Source organism: Marinitenerispora sediminis (assembly GCF_003336425.1).
Taxonomy (GTDB): Bacteria; Actinomycetota; Actinomycetes; order Streptosporangiales; family Streptosporangiaceae; genus Marinitenerispora; species Marinitenerispora sediminis.
Map to the genome: position 1 here is coordinate 1 of NZ_QEIO01000140.1, position 14,083 is coordinate 14,083.

The 14,083-nt window shown below is 74.7% G+C and carries 14 protein-coding genes; 12 read left to right on the forward strand and 2 right to left on the reverse strand.

All coding sequences use genetic code 11. The features are described 5' to 3' along the window. Window positions 1-18 precede the first annotated feature (18 nt). Window positions 19-1,182, forward strand: coding sequence for an L-talarate/galactarate dehydratase (locus DEF28_RS21550; RefSeq protein WP_114399620.1), 1,164 nt, complete (start codon window positions 19-21; stop codon window positions 1,180-1,182). A 98-nt stretch (window positions 1,183-1,280) separates the two neighbouring features. Beyond that, window positions 1,281-3,584 carry an SMI1/KNR4 family protein gene (locus DEF28_RS21555; protein ID WP_158562892.1) on the forward strand — a complete coding sequence of 768 codons (2,304 nt, stop codon included), beginning with the start codon at window positions 1,281-1,283 and terminating at the stop codon, window positions 3,582-3,584. A gap of 158 nt (window positions 3,585-3,742) precedes the next feature. Here the strand turns inward: DEF28_RS21555 and DEF28_RS21560 are convergent, their stop codons facing one another. Further along, a complete protein-coding gene (locus tag DEF28_RS21560) occupies window positions 3,743-4,450 on the reverse strand; it encodes a GntR family transcriptional regulator (protein WP_233515462.1) in 708 nt (235 codons plus the stop codon). Between the two features lie 113 nt (window positions 4,451-4,563). On the opposite strand from DEF28_RS21560, the gene DEF28_RS21565 reads away from it, so the two are divergent. The 9 genes from DEF28_RS21565 (at window position 4,564) to DEF28_RS21605 (ending at window position 12,360) form a co-directional block, all read left to right on the forward strand. After that, entirely contained in the window at window positions 4,564-5,751 is a 1,188-nt protein-coding gene (locus DEF28_RS21565) for a CaiB/BaiF CoA transferase family protein (RefSeq protein WP_114399623.1), read from the forward strand. Continuing rightward, complete coding sequence (locus tag DEF28_RS21570) at window positions 5,748-6,620, forward strand: HpcH/HpaI aldolase/citrate lyase family protein (RefSeq protein ID WP_114399624.1); 873 nt, start codon at window positions 5,748-5,750, stop codon at window positions 6,618-6,620. The genes DEF28_RS21565 and DEF28_RS21570 overlap by 4 nt, the downstream gene beginning before the upstream one ends. 92 nt (window positions 6,621-6,712) lie before the next feature. After that, window positions 6,713-8,056: a TRAP transporter large permease subunit gene (locus DEF28_RS21575; protein WP_114399625.1), complete on the forward strand. Its 1,344-nt coding sequence runs from the start codon at window positions 6,713-6,715 to the stop codon at window positions 8,054-8,056. Window positions 8,057-8,085: 29 nt separating this feature from the next. Beyond that, a complete protein-coding gene (locus DEF28_RS21580; RefSeq protein ID WP_114399626.1) occupies window positions 8,086-8,310 on the forward strand; it encodes a hypothetical protein in 225 nt (74 codons plus the stop codon). 305 nt (window positions 8,311-8,615) lie between these two features. After that, the gene (locus DEF28_RS21585) at window positions 8,616-9,221 is read left to right on the forward strand and encodes a DUF4178 domain-containing protein (protein ID WP_181874392.1); all 606 of its coding nucleotides are present in this window, start codon (window positions 8,616-8,618) and stop codon (window positions 9,219-9,221) included. A gap of 2 nt (window positions 9,222-9,223) precedes the next feature. Continuing rightward, on the forward strand, window positions 9,224-9,808 hold the full coding sequence (locus DEF28_RS21590) for a DUF2617 family protein (RefSeq protein ID WP_114399627.1): 585 nt from the start codon (window positions 9,224-9,226) through the stop codon (window positions 9,806-9,808). Continuing rightward, window positions 9,805-10,257: a hypothetical protein gene (locus DEF28_RS21595; RefSeq protein WP_114399628.1), complete on the forward strand. Its 453-nt coding sequence runs from the start codon at window positions 9,805-9,807 to the stop codon at window positions 10,255-10,257. The genes DEF28_RS21590 and DEF28_RS21595 overlap by 4 nt, the downstream gene beginning before the upstream one ends. 58 nt (window positions 10,258-10,315) lie before the next feature. Continuing rightward, window positions 10,316-10,735, forward strand: coding sequence for a DUF350 domain-containing protein (locus DEF28_RS21600; RefSeq protein ID WP_114399629.1), 420 nt, complete (start codon window positions 10,316-10,318; stop codon window positions 10,733-10,735). Continuing rightward, window positions 10,735-12,360 (forward strand): polyamine aminopropyltransferase, encoded by a 1,626-nt coding sequence (locus tag DEF28_RS21605; protein WP_114399630.1) that lies wholly within the window; start codon window positions 10,735-10,737, stop codon window positions 12,358-12,360. The genes DEF28_RS21600 and DEF28_RS21605 overlap by 1 nt, the downstream gene beginning before the upstream one ends. 77 nt (window positions 12,361-12,437) lie before the next feature. Here DEF28_RS21605 and DEF28_RS21610 read toward each other — a convergent pair whose 3' ends face one another. After that, complete coding sequence (locus DEF28_RS21610; RefSeq protein WP_114399631.1) at window positions 12,438-13,565, reverse strand: TetR/AcrR family transcriptional regulator; 1,128 nt, start codon at window positions 13,563-13,565, stop codon at window positions 12,438-12,440. Between the two features lie 190 nt (window positions 13,566-13,755). On the opposite strand from DEF28_RS21610, the gene DEF28_RS21615 reads away from it, so the two are divergent. Beyond that, window positions 13,756-14,083: ClpX C4-type zinc finger protein (locus tag DEF28_RS21615; protein WP_309485840.1), on the forward strand; the 328-nt coding region annotated here is incomplete at its 3' end.

Sequence of the window (14,083 nt, forward strand, 5' to 3'; positions counted from 1 at the left end):
CCCCTGGAGGCACCGCCCATGACCACCCCCGCCACCGCCGCCGCATCGGCCGGCGCCGCCACACTGGACCGGATCACCGGGGTCCGGCTGTCCTCGGTCACCCTGCCGCTCCCCACCCCGATCAGCGACGCCAAGGTGCTCACCGGCCGGCAGCGGCCGATGACCGAGGTCGCCATGCTCTTCGCCGAGATCAGCACCGAGTCCGGGCACGAGGGCGTGGGGTTCAGCTACTCCAAGCGCGCCGGCGGACCCGGCCAGTTCGCGCACGCGCGCGAGATCGCGCCCGCGCTGATCGGCGAGGACCCCAGCGACATCGCCCGGCTCTGGGACAAACTCGTGTGGGCGGGGGCCTCGGTGGGCCGCAGCGGCCTGTCGGTCCAGGCCGTCGCCGCGTTCGACGTCGCGCTGTGGGACCTCAAGGCCAAGCGCGCCGGACTGCCGCTCGCCAAGCTGCTCGGCGCGCACCGCGACTCCGTGCGCTGCTACAACACCTCGGGCGGGTTCCTGCACGCCCCCGTCGAGGAGGTCCTGGAGCGAGCCACGGCCTCGCTGGCCAGCGGCATCGGCGGCATCAAGATCAAGGTGGGGCACCCGGACCGGGCCGTCGACCTCGCCCGGGTCGCCGCGGTCCGCGAGCACCTCGGGGACGGCATCCCGCTCATGGTCGACGCCAACCAGCAGTGGGACCGGCCGGCCGCCCGGCGGATGTGCCGCGACCTGGAGGAGTTCGACCTGGTGTGGATCGAGGAGCCGCTCGACGCCTACGACGCGGAGGGGCACGCCGCGCTCACCTCGGCCTTCGACACCCCCATCGCGACCGGTGAGATGCTGGCCAGTGTGGCCGAGCACGCCGAACTCATCCGGTTGGGGGCCGCGGACATCGTGCAGCCGGACGCGCCGCGCGTCGGCGGGATCACCCAGTTCCTCAAGGTGATGGCGCTCGCCGACCAGCGGAACCTCCAGCTGGCCCCGCACTTCGCCATGGAGATCCACGTCCACCTGGCCGCCGCCTACCCGCGCGAGCCCTGGGTGGAGCACTTCGAGTGGCTGGACCCGCTGTTCGACGAGCACCTGGAGATCTCCGGCGGACGCATGCACGTCTCCGGCCGCCCCGGGCTGGGAGTCACCGTCAGCGAGCAGGCGCGGGCCTGGACGGTGGCCCGGCACGAGGTGCGCGGCTGAGGGCCGGCGGGTCCGCTCCCACCCGGCTCCGGGCACCGAGCGGGCCGCCGGTGCCCGCCGGCCGCCGAATGTCGGTCGCCGTTGGCATGCTTCGCTCCGTGTTCCCTCCCATCGACGAGTCATGGCGGCGCATCCTCGACTGGACCGCCGCGCACCTCCCGCACGCCCTCGCCTCCGGCGCCGGAGACGACGAGCTCCGCGCCGCCGAGAAGCGCCTGGGCTTCCCCCTGCCCCCCGAACTACGGCTCTGGTGGTCGCTCGAACGTCCCGACGGTGTGGAGCTCGCGCCGTTCCACCACTTCGTCGACCTCGACACCGCCCTCGACATCCGGGACAGCGCGCTCTCCTTCCACGGCCCCGGCACCGGCCCGGTCCGCGAACCGCACGGCGGCGGCACCCCGCCGCCGGACGAGGGCACGGCCGGCACCCCGCCCCACGGCTACTCACCGCGGTTCCTGCCGATCGCGGAGGACGGAGCGGGCGACCACCTGTACGTCGACCTCCGCGACGGCGAGCGGCACGGCTGCGTGATGCGGTGGGAGCACGACGGCGTCAACGACGAGACGGCCGAGTGGCTCGGGCTGGCGCACTTGCTCGACGACATCGCCGGGGCCCTGGAGAACGGGCGGCCGGCCGGGCTGCGGCACTACCGCGACCAGGGCGAGCCCGTCACCGAGGACAGCGGCTACGTCCCGGTGCTCGTGGACGGGGCCGGGCTGGAATGGCGCTTCCCCGAGGAGCTGCGCACGGACAAGGCCGCTGCCGCGCCGGCGGACGGACCGTCCCTCCTGGCGGTCCGTCCCATGGCGGCTCCGCTGGCCCCGATGGTGCCGCAGCAGTTCACGCCCGCCATGCCGTCAGCCGTGGCCACCCGCAGCTCGACGGCGGCCGTGGCCGCCGTCCGCACCAGCAGCGGCCGCCCCCAGGCCGGCGATGACGGTGACGTGGCGGGGGCACTCGTGGACGAGGCCGTCCACGGCACCACCCTGCTGCCCGGCCAGGCGCTGCGCAGGCAGAGCCTCACCTCCGCCTCGGGCGAGTACACCCTGATCCACCAGGACGACGGCAACCTCGTCCTCTACCGCAACCGCGACGGGCTCGCCCTGTGGGCCAGTAACACCTGGGGCACCGAGGCGGGGACGGCCGAACTGGGGCAGGACGGCGATCTCGTCCTCTCCGACGCGGACGGCGACCCGCTGTGGCGGAGCGGCACCGCGGGCAGGCCGGGCGCGCGGCTGGTGGTGGGCGACGACGGCGACACCGTGCTGTACGGCGCCGACGGCGGCCGCCTGTGGGCCACCGGCACCGTGCAGCGCCCGCTTCCCGAAGGGCCGGTGGCGCGCGGCGCCGTGATGCTGGCCGGGCAGACGCTGCGCCGGCAGAGCCTCACCTCGCCGTCGGGCGACCACACGCTCGTCTACCAGGATGACGGCAACCTGGTGCTCTACTGCGGCCCGGCCGGCCGCGCGCTGTGGGCGACCGGTACCGACGGCTGCTCCGTCGGCGTCCTCACGCTGTACGGCGACGGCGATCTGGTGCTCCACGACACGCATGGCGCTCCGCTGTGGCGGACCGGTACCGCGGGCAACCCGGGCGCGCGGCTGGAAGTGGGCGACGACGGCGACGTCGTGCTGCGCGGCGCGGACGGCATGCGGCTGTGGGGCACCGGGACGAGGCGGCGCGAGATCCCGACCGGGCCGCCGGCCCGGGGCGCCGCGATGCGGCCCGGGGAGGTCCTCGCGGAGGGCACGCTCGCCTCGCCCTCGGGGGCCTACCGGTTCGTGCACCAGGATGACGGCAACCTGGTGCTCTACAGCGACCGGGACGGCCGCGCGCTGTGGGCGACCGGTACCGACGGCTGCTCCGTCGGCGTCCTCGCGCTGTACGTCGACGGCAATCTCGTCCTCTCCGACGCGCACGGACACCCGCTGTGGCGGAGCGGCACCGCGGGCAGGCCGGGCGCGCGGCTGGTGGTGGGCGACGACGGCGACGTCGTGCTGTACGGCGCGGACGGTGCGCGGCTGTGGGCGACCGGGACGAAGCAGCGCGGGGTCCCGTCCGGTCCGCCCGCCCAGGGGGCGGTCATGCGGGTCGGCGAGGTGCTCGCGCGGGGTGCGCTGGCTTCGCCGTCGGGTGAGTTCCGGCTGGTGCACCAGGACGACGGCAACCTCGTGCTGTACGCGCGCAGCCACCCGGGCGCGCTGTGGGCGTCGAACACGCATGGCGCCACGGTGGGCGCCCTGGCGCTGCACGAGGACGGCGGCCTCGTGCTCCATGACGCGCAGGGCCACCCGGTGTGGCGCTCCCACGCGGCAGCCGGGCCGGGCGCGGAACTGCGGGTCGAGGACTCCGGCTGCGCGGTCCTGTGCGATGCGGAAGGCACGGTCCTCTGGCGGACGTGATGCGGCGGAAGACCTCGGCGGATGAGCCGGCGAGGGCTCCCGGGAGGCGGCGGCCTCGGTGGCGTGTCCGCCGGGGCCGCGTCAGCCCCGGGTACGGGACCGGCCGCCCGGGTGAGCTCGGGGGCGGAGCCGCCCCCATCAGGCGGCGCCGGATCCGCTCACGCGTCCGGCCCGGAGGGCGGCGGTGCGGAGTCCGACGCCCGGGCCGCCGCGCTGGCCCGGATGTGCTCGGCCATGACGCGCTCCGCGGAGTCGGCGTCCCCCTCCTCAAGGGCCCGGAGCAGCCGGGCGTGCGCGTCAAGGAAGTGGCGGGAGTTCTCCGGGTCGTTCCAGAGCGACACCGACAGCGGCACCGGGTTGTTCTGCCGGATGGAGCGCACGTGGGCCGCCAGGAAGGCGGGGCCGCCGATCTCGGCGACCATCTGGTGGAAGAGCCGGCTGTCCTGGGCGAGCGCCCGCGCGTCGGACTCGGCGTCGGCGTCCAGCATGCGCTGGTGCACCTCGCGGAGCCGGGCGAGCTGGTCGTCGGTGACGCGGGCGGCGGCGAGCCGCGCCGTGAGCCCCTCGACGGCGGCGCGCAGCAGGTAGAGCTCCTCGACCGCGTCGCTGCCGAGTTCGGAGACCGTGGCGCCGCGGTGGGCGCGGTAGGAGATCAGGCCGTCGCTCTCCAGCCGGCGCAGCGCCTCGCGCACCGGGGTGATGGAGACGCCGAGCCGTGCGGCGATCTCCTCCTGACCGATCGCGCTGCCGGGGGCAAGCGTGCCGTCGAGGATCTCCTGGCGCAGCGCCTCGTGGACGTAGTCCGCCTTGCTGCTCGGAGGGCGTGCGCTCGCCCGAGTCGGGCCGCCGGTGCTGCCGCGAGCCACAGGCCCGTCTCCTCCCATGCAGATGTGGACGGCGCCAGTCTAGTCGAGTGACCGCTGCGTCACGGATCACACAAGGGGTTGACCTGCATCTCATAATTTATAAGATGCAGGATATGAAACCGCTCGGAAACGTGCGTGTCATCGACGCGGCGACCCTGTTCGCCGGTCCCATGGCCGCCACCTACCTCGGCGACTTCGGTGCCGACGTGATCAAGGTCGAGCATCCGCGGCGCGGCGACCCATCACGCGGCCACGGCCAGGCCAAGGACGGCGTCGGCCTGTGGTGGAAGCTGCTGTCCCGCAACAAGCGGACCACCGCCGTCGACTTCTCCACCGCCGACGGCCAGGAGGTCGCCCGGCGGCTGGTGGCCGACGCGGACGTGCTGATCGAGAACTTCCGCCCGGGGACCCTCGAACGCTGGAACCTCGCCCCCGAACGCCTGTGGGAGGTCAACCCGCGGCTGGTGATCGCCCGTGTCACCGGGTTCGGGCAGAAGGGGCCGATGTCGGGCCAGCCCGGGTTCGGCACCCTCGCCGAGGCCATGAGTGGGTTCGCCGCCATGACCGGCGAACCGGACGGCCCGCCGACCCTGCCCCCGCTGGCGCTGGCCGACGGCATCGCGGCCCTCGCGGTCTCCTACGCCGTCATGCTGGCGCTGCGGGCCCGCGAGGAGACCGGGCGCGGGCAGGTGGTCGACCTGGCGATCATCGAGCCGGTCCTCACCGTGCTCGGCCCGCAGATCACCGCGTTCCACGCGCTCGGCGCGGTCCCGCCGCGGACCGGCAACCGCTCCTCCAGCAACGCGCCCCGCAACACCTACCGCACGCGCGACGGCCGGTGGCTCGCCGTCTCCACCAGCGCGCAGACGATCGCGGAGCGGGTGGTGCGGCTCGTCGGCCGCCCCGACCTCGTCGAGCAGCCCTGGTTCGCTTCCGGCCGGACGCGGGCCGAGCACGCCGACGAGCTGGACGCCGCGGTGGGCGGCTGGATCGCGGAGCGCGACGCCGACGAGGTGATCGCCGCCTTCGAGAAGGCGCAGGCCGCGGTCGCGCCCATCTACGACGTCCGCGACATCGTGACCGACCCCCAGTACGCGGCCCTCGGCTCGATCGTGCACGTCCCCGACGACGAGCTCGGTTCGGTGGCCATGCAGAACGTGGCGTTCCGGCTCTCGGAGACGCCGGGTGAGATCCGGTGGGCCGGCCCGCCGCTGGGCGCGCACAGCGACGAGATCCTGGGCGAGCTCGGCTACACCGGCGCCGACATCCGGCGACTGCGCGACGCGGGGGTGGTCGCGTGACCGCGGAACCGCCCCTCGTCACCTGGCTCTACGTCCCCGGGGACCGGCCGGAGAGGTTCGCCAAGGCGGTGGCCAGCGGCGCGGACGCCGTCATCCTCGACCTGGAGGACGCCGTGCTCGCCGGCGCCAAGGACCGGGCGCGGGGCAACGTCGTGGACTTCCTGTCCGACCTCGCCGGGCCGACCCGCGGCCGCCCCCAGGTGCACGTCCGGATCAACGCCCCGCGCGGCGAGCACGGCGCACGCGATCTCGCGGCCCTCGCCGGCCTCGCCGCGGACGCCCGGCCGGACGCGGTACGGGTGCCGAAGGTGGAGGGCCCCGAGGACGTCGACCTCGTCGTCCGGCGGCTCGGCGAGGGCACCGCCGTGCACGGCCTGCTGGAGACGGCGGCGGGTGTGCAGAACGCCCCCGCGATCGCCCGGCACCCCGCGGTCCGGGCACTCGCGCTCGGCGAGGCCGACCTCGCGGCGCAGCTGGGCCTGCGCGGTGACGCCGCGTACGGCTGGCTGCGCTCCCGCGTCGCGCTCGCGGCGGCGGCCGCCGGCCTGCCGCGTCCGGCGATGTCGGTCTACACCGACGTGCGCGACGCCGAGGGGCTGCTCGCCTCCTGCCGGGCCGGGCGCGACCTCGGCATGTTCGGCCGCACGGCCATCCACCCCCACCAGCTCCCGGTCATCCGCGACGCGTTCACCCCCACCGAGGACGAGGTGGCGCGGGCCCGGGAGATCAGCACCGCCGCCGAGAACGGCGCCGCGGACGGCGCCGGCGCGATCGCCCTGGGCGACGGCCGGTTCGTCGACGCGCCCATCGTCGAGTCAGCGCGGCGCACCCTCGCGCTCGCCGACCACCTCAGCCGCACCCCCCACTAGGGCCGGCTCACCCGGCCGGGCGCCCACCGCGCGCCCGGCCGTCCCTCCGGGGCCGCTGCCCCGGCCTCTCCGGCTGACGCAGAAGGAGCACCATGGTCGGCCTCTGGGCGTTCGTCGCCTACATCAGCGTCATCATCCTGTGGAACGTCGTCGTCAAACGCGGCATCGGCGAGGCGATGATCCTCGGCTTCGTCGTCGTCGCGCTCTTCGGCGGCCTGGAAGCGCCCCGCCTGGTCTGGGCGGGCCTGACGGCGGCGGCGACGGAGGAGGTCGTGTTCGCCGCCTCCGCGTTCGTCTTCATGGGCTTCCTGCTCTCCCGCACCGGGCTGGTCGACCGGCTGGTCAACATGCTCAACTCGCTGCTCGGCCGGCTCCGCGGCGGCCCGGCCTACGTCTCGACGGTCGCCTCCGCGCTCTTCGGCACGATCTCCGGCTCCGGGTCGGGCAACGCCGCGGCCGTCGGCTCCATCACCATCCCCTGGATGATGCGCGCAAACATCGACCCGCGGCTGGCGGCCACCATGGTCGCCGGCAACGCCGGCCTGGGCATCGCCTTCCCGCCGAGCTCGTCACTGTTCATCCTGACCGGTCTGGGTGCCGTGAGCTCGCTCGTCTCCGCCGAGTCGATCTTCCTGGCGCTCTTCGTCGGCGGTGCGTGGCTGCTGCTGTACCGGCTGGTGCTGACCTGGGTGCTCGTGCGCCGGTACCGGATCGGACCGGTCGACGCCGAGCACATCCAGCCGATCCGCCAGACGTTCGCCGCGGGCTGGCGGTCGCTGATGATCTTCCTCGGCATCCTCGTGCCCGTGCTGCTGACCACCGGCTCCGTCGCCGCGGCGCTGGACCGCCACGCCGGCGAGGGCGCGGTCGACGCCGTCAGCCTCATCACCTGGATCCCGGTCCTGGTCATCCTGGTCACGCTCGCGGTCGGGTACCGGAACCTGCCGCGCGACGGCCGGGGCTGGTGGCGGCTGCTCGGCGAGGCCGGACCCAAGTACGGCGTCATCGGCGCCGTCCTGTTCTTCGCCTTCGCGGCCTCCACCGTCCTTGGCGAGCTCGGCATGGGCGAGGAGCTGACCGCGCTGCTCTCGCGGGTCGAGGCCCCGACCTTCGTCATGGCGCTGATCATCGGCGTCATCGTGCTCGCGGCGGCGGCACCCCTCACCGCCACCGCCACGATGGTGGCCGTGGGGTCGGTCGCCTTCACCGCGCTGGTGACCGCGGGCGTCTCGCCGACCGTGGCGGCGGTCGTGGTGCTGCTGTTCGCCTCGACCGAGGGGGCGTCGCCGCCCGGCGCCGCGCCGATCTACATCGCGAGCGGCATCGCCGGCGTCGATCCGAGCCGCACCTTCGTGCCGCTGCTGCTGTGGTACGTGCTGCCGACCCTGCTGATCGGCGCCCTGGTGGCGGTCGGCTTCCTGCCGATCCCCGGCTGATCCCCACTCACGAGCGACAGAGGTTCCTCATGACCAGAGCACTCGACATCGCGTTCCGTATCGGCCTCGGGCTGTTCCTCGTCGGCGGGGTGGCGCTCGTCGCCGTGCAGGCGGCCGGCCTCGCGGCCGGTTCCGCGGCGCTGGTGACGTCGGCGGCCGAGTCCCTCGGGCCCGCCGTCTACACGGCCGCGGGGGTCACCGGCATCATCGCCTTCGTGCGGTCCTACCTGGAACGCTGGGGCGGCGACGACTGAGCCGGACCCGCCGCGGCGGCCGGAGTCCGCACGGCCCCGGTGGACACCGTCCACCGGGGCCGTCCCGCGTCCGCGTCCGGCGCGCCGGACGGGGCGGTCCGCGGTGCGGCTCCGTGACGGTGCGTCACGGCGCACCGTCCGGGGCTGCCGACCGCGGACGAGCAGGGCGGGCCTTCTTGCGCAGACCGGGAACCGATAGGCCATCCTGATCGTCGTAGGACCCGATTCATCACGAATTACCCCTCGCCCATCCCTCCGCTGGGCCCCCGCGCGGTGGCGCAGTGCACACCCAAGGACGGAGCCACGTGTCCACCCTGGTGCTGGTCCTGGTCATCGCCGCTGTCCTAGCCGCTCTCATCGCCGTGGCGGTGTATGCGCTGCTGCGCTCCGGCCGCCCGGCGGAGCCGGTCCCGGTCGCCGCCGGGCCGCGCGACCCGTTCGCCGACGTCGGCGAGACCAGCGGTGACCCCCTCGCCCTCAAAGCCGGCGACATGCTCGACTTCGGCGCCGAGCGCACCTGGATCCGGGGCACGATCCGGCTGTCGGAGGGCGGTGCCACCTGGGCGGAGCACTTCCTGGAGGTCGAGGGCGCCCGGCGCTGGCTCTCCGTGGAGCAGGACCCCGACCTCCAGATGGTGCTGTGGACCGGCCGCCCGGACCTCGACCTCGCACCCGACCGCGACACCATCGAGGTCGACGGCGTCCGCTACCGCCTGAGCGAGCGGGGCTCGGCCGCCTACCGCTCCGAGGGGACCACCGGCCTGCGCCCCGAGGGGCGGGTCGACTACGCCGACTACGAGGGCCCCGGCGGCAGGCGCCTGTCATTCGAACGCTTCGACCGGGGCGGCTGGGAGCCGAGCCTCGGCGTCACGTCCGTCCCCGGCGAGTTCACCATCTTCCCGGCGGGCTGACGATGCGGGCCACCTGCCGGACGCCGTTCGTCGACACCCGCGCCGGCGACCTCACCTGGACCCTCGGCCACCCGCCGACCGAGCCGCTGGCCGTCCGCACCGTCACCGTCGCGGGCCACCGGGTCGAGCTGCGTGTCCTCGGCGCGTCGCACCAGGTCCTGCTGTACGGCGCACACGGGCTCCGGCTCGTCGAGACGGTGGCCTGCCTGCCGGGTGCGCTGACCGGTCTACCCGACCGGGCGTCCCCCGAGGTGGCCGACCTGGCCGGCTACACCTTCGACCACCACGTCGCCGTCCTCGGCCCGCGCGCGTTCGCGGAACGGGTCGACCGCGTGCACGCGGAGGTCGCCGCCGCGCCGGGCGGCCTGGTCGCGGGGTTCCCCGGGAGCCCGCACGCCGTCACCGCGCTGCTCGTCCGCCGGTCCGGCCCCCGCGGACTCGCCTGGCGGACGTGGCACGCCTACCCGCAGGCGGGCGAGCTGGTCGCCACGGCCACCTCCATCGTCCTGCCGCGCTCCGCGGGCGCGGGCCGGGCCGCCGCCTCGACCCCGCCCGCCGGGCGGCCCCAGGGAAAGGACCACCAGTGAGCGACGGGCAGATCAAGAGGATCGTGGGGATCACCGGCAGCGTCGCCGCCGCGGCCGTCCTGCTCTGGGCGCTCAACGGCTGCTCGACCGCCCGGGACTGCGGCGACTACGACCGCGTGGACGACCGGTACGTCTACGACCGCAACGGCGGCGACTACGACCTGGTCGACGGCGAGTTCTGGCGCGATACCGCCAACGGCCGCTACGACCGCGTCAACGGCGAGTACGTGCACGTCGGCGCCGGTGGCGACTACGTCCTCGTCTCCGGGGACTTCGACTACGTGGGCTGCCGCGACGGCCGGTCCTCGCGCGGCGGCAGCGGTTCCTCCTACGGGGTCAGCGGATCCCGTGGTGGCAGCGGATCCAGTGACGGCAGCAGCGGGAGCTCCTCCGGCTACGGCGGTGGAGGCAGCTCGTTCCGGGGCGGTGGCATCGGCTTCGGCAAGTGAGCCGGCCGGACCGACCGCACACCGTGCCCCCCATCCCGACAACACAGAATGAGGCCCCATGTACCTGCTCTACGAGGCCGGCGCCTGCCTCGCCTACGGAGTCGTCGGCACCGCCCTCATGGCGCTCGGCTACTTCATCGTCGACCTGCTCACCCCCGGCAAGCTGCACGAGCTCATCTGGACGCACCGCAACCGCAACGCCACGCTGCTGGTCGCGGCCAACACGCTCGGGGTCGCGGTCGTCGTGGCCACGGCCATCCTCGCCAGCCCCGACGACCTGCTGTGGGGCCTGCTCGGCACCCTCGTCTACGGTGTCGTGGGCCTGCTGCTCATGGGCCTGTCGTTCCTGGTGGTCGACCTGCTCACGCCCGGAAAGCTCGGCGCGGTCGTCGCCGAGAGCGAGCCGCACCCCGCGGTCTGGGTCAACGCCTCCGCGCACTTCGCGGTGGCGGTGACGGTCGCGGCGGCCATCTCCTGATGACCGACCCCGCCGCGGCCGCGCGGCCGACCGGCGCGGAGGAGGCGCCGCCCGGCCGGAACGGCGCCTCCCCCGCGCCGCCGCGGCTCCCGGTGCCGCCGCGCGCGGCGCGCTTCCTCGTGCTGCTCGCGGTGTTCGTCTGCGCCGCGTGCGGGCTGGTGTACGAGCTGGCGCTGGTGGCGCTGGGCAGCTACCTGCTCGGCGACACCATCCTGCAGGCGTCCGTGGTGATGTCGGTGATGGTGTTCGCGATGGGCGTCGGGTCGCTGGCGTCCAAGCGGCTCACCGGCCGCCCGGAGTTCTGGTTCGCGGTGGTCGAAGGGCTGCTGTCCCTGGTCGGCGGGCTCTCGATCCTCGGGCTGTACGCCGCCTTCGCCTGGTTCTCGCTGTACCAGCCCGCCCTGGTGCTGGCGGCGTTCGCGATCGGGGCGCTCATCGGCGCGGAGATCCCGCTGCTGATGACGCTGATCCAGCGGATCCGCCGGCAGGAGGCGGCCAGCGCCGTCGCCGACCTGTTCGCCGCGGACTACATCGGCGGGCTGGTCGGCGGCCTCGCCTTCCCGCTCGCCCTGCTGCCGCTCTTCGGCCTCGTCGAGGGCACGCTGCTGGTCGGCGCGGTGAACGCCGTCGTGGGCGTCGCGGTCGTGCTGTGGCTGTTCCGGGACGGGCTGACCAGGTGGGGCCGCGTGGCGCTCGCCGCCGGGCTCGCGGTCGTGCTCACCGCGCTGGGGACCGCGTTCGCGCTGTCCGGCCGGTTCGAGGTGGACGCCCGGCAGGCGCTCTACCGCGACCCCGTCGTGTACGCGCAGCGCTCCGACTACCAGGAGATCGTGCTCACCCAGACCCTCGACGGCGCCGACACCCGGCTGTTCCTCAACGGCGACCTGCAGTTCTGCTCACTCGACGAGTACCGCTACCACGAGTCCCTGGTGCATCCGGCGATGAACGGGCCACGGGGCGACGTGCTCGTGCTCGGCGGCGGCGACGGGCTGGCGCTGCGCGAGATCCTGCGCTACCCCGACGTCCGCGGCGTCACCCTCGTCGACCTCGACCCGGCGGTGGTCGACCTGGCCCGCACGGAGCCGGAGATCGCCCGCCTCAACGAGCACTCCTTCGCCGACGAGCGGGTCGAGGTCGTCAGCGCCGACGCGTTCAACTGGCTGCGCGGCAACGGAACGCGGTTCGACGTCGTCATCGCGGACATGCCCGACCCCGACGACGTCGCCACCGCCAAGCTGTACTCGGTCGAGTTCTACTCCCTGGTCCGCCGGGCGCTGGCACCCGGGGGCCGCCTGGTCGTCCAGGCGGGGTCGCCGTACTTCGCACCGGACGCCTTCTGGAGCATCGGCGCCGGCCTGGCCGAGGCCGGCTGGCAGGCCACCCCCTACAACGTCGACGTACCGAGCTTCGGCAACTGGGGCTACTTCCTCGCCGCCCCCGGCGACGAGCCCCCGCCCGTCGAGCTCCCGGATGACCACCCCGGCCTGCGCTTCCTCGACGACGCCACGCTGGAGGCCGCCCTGGTCTTCCCGAAGGACCGCCGCCCGGACGACCCGGTCGCGGCCTCGACGCTGCTCGACCCGCGGATCATCGACTACCAGCGGGACGGCTGGCGCGGGTACTGACAGGCCGCCGGCCGGGCTGGGGCGGCGGACTGCCGCGCTGTGCCGCCGCCACCGCACCGCGCGGGCGATTCGGGTAGTCACGCCCCGCCGCCGGACGGCCAGCGCGCTCCCGACACGCCGGTGCCCCGCTCCGCCAGGGCCGCCGCGTGGCACGCGCCGTAGCCGTCGGCGCGGGCGGTGATCCGGCCGCCCGACACCCGGACCGCGGTCTCGGTGGCGTCGCTGACGGCGGGGACGCCGGCGGCCGCGGCGATCGTGCCGGAGCCGTCGTGCACCACCCGCAGCCGCGGCCACGCCGAGCGCGGGAACGCCGCGCGGAGGCAGCCGACCGCCTCGGCGACGGCCAGCCGGGCCAGCGGGGCGAGTTCGCCGGGAGTGCCGGTGACGAGCACGGCGGTGACGTCGGCCTCCGGGGGCGCGGCCCGCACCGCCTCCTCGACCGCGGAGATCCGGTGCAGGCCGAGCACCGCGACCACGCCGTCGCCCGTGAGGCTCGCCGGGCCGCCGCGGACGGCGTCCACGGCGGGCGGCGGCGACCACGGCTCGTCGGCGGACCGGGTCTGGGCGCGGATGTGGGCCGTGTGCGGCGGCGGCCAGCCGTCGCCGAGATCGAGGTCGGCGAGCCGCTCGCAGGCGCGCACCACGTCGAAGGGCTCGACGAAGCCGGGCGCGGCGGCGGCCAGTTGGCTCGCGCCGTGCAGGGTGGTGAGCGCGGCCTCCGCCACCCGCACCATGCGGGGCGCGGGTGCCGGCGCGGGGGAGCGCAGCCGCTCCAGGGCGAGGCCGAGCAGGAGCGCGTCGAGCTTCATGAGCTGGGTGAACGGCAGGCGGGTCCGCTCGTCGGCGAGCACCTCGGGAAGCAGGTCCACGCCGAGGCGGGCCGCGCCGTGCTGCTGGTCGGAGGCGAGGGGCAGCCGGGCGACCCACGCGCGGGCGAACGCGCCGAGCGCCTCGCGGGGGGTGCCGCCCGGCTCGGTCCCCGGCGGCTCCGCCGCGCGTTCGGTGTCCTCGGCCAGGACGGTGAAGTACAGCGCGCGCTTTCCGGGGAAGTTGGAGTAGACGGCGCCCCGCGTGAGCTCGGCGCGTTCGGCGATGGCGTCGATCTTGGCGTCCCGGAAGCCCCGTTCCGCGAACTCCGCGCGGGCGGCGCGCAGCACTCTGGCACGGTTGCGCTCCTGCGTCTGCGCTCTGCTGAGCCGGCCCATCGTTCTCCTCGCCGCGGCGCGCCGATCGTCCCGGACCACGATAACCGGTCGCGTATATGATGAGACCATCTGGTAAGGCCATCCGAGCCCGGAGAGGTGTGCTGGCCGGCGGCGCGGAGCCGGCGGTCTGCGGGACCGGCCGGCCGGCGCATCGGCGCCGCGAACGCACGACCCCGAGGAGATGTCCCCCATGGCGCGCACCGGCGACGGCGGCTACCAGCCGACCTGCACGTTCTGCGGGAAGGCCCCGCGCGAGGTCCGCAAGCTCATCGCGGGCCCCAGCCCCTACGCCATCTGCGACGGCTGCGTCGGCCTGTGCAACGAGCTCATCGCGGAGGAGGCGGGCGGACGCACCGCCGAGGGGCCGGGTGCGCCGCCGAAGCCGCAGGAGATCCGCGCCCTGCTCGACCGCTACGTCGTCGGTCAGGAGCAGGCGAAGAAGGCGTTGTCGGTCGCGGTCTACAACCATTACAAGCGGGTGCGGTCGGAGAGTGATCGTCCGCGTGATGAGGATGTGG

Coding starts and splice junctions, on each gene's coding strand:
- DEF28_RS21550 (WP_114399620.1), top strand. CDS start 19: ATGACCACCCCCGCCACCGCCGCCGCATCGGCCGGCGCCGCCACACTG.
- DEF28_RS21565 (WP_114399623.1), top strand. CDS start 4,564: ATGAAACCGCTCGGAAACGTGCGTGTCATCGACGCGGCGACCCTGTTC.
- DEF28_RS21575 (WP_114399625.1), top strand. CDS start 6,713: ATGGTCGGCCTCTGGGCGTTCGTCGCCTACATCAGCGTCATCATCCTG.
- DEF28_RS21580 (WP_114399626.1), top strand. CDS start 8,086: ATGACCAGAGCACTCGACATCGCGTTCCGTATCGGCCTCGGGCTGTTC.
- DEF28_RS21590 (WP_114399627.1), top strand. CDS start 9,224: ATGCGGGCCACCTGCCGGACGCCGTTCGTCGACACCCGCGCCGGCGAC.
- DEF28_RS21600 (WP_114399629.1), top strand. CDS start 10,316: ATGTACCTGCTCTACGAGGCCGGCGCCTGCCTCGCCTACGGAGTCGTC.
- DEF28_RS21605 (WP_114399630.1), top strand. CDS start 10,735: ATGACCGACCCCGCCGCGGCCGCGCGGCCGACCGGCGCGGAGGAGGCG.
- DEF28_RS21610 (WP_114399631.1), bottom strand. CDS start 13,565: ATGGGCCGGCTCAGCAGAGCGCAGACGCAGGAGCGCAACCGTGCCAGA.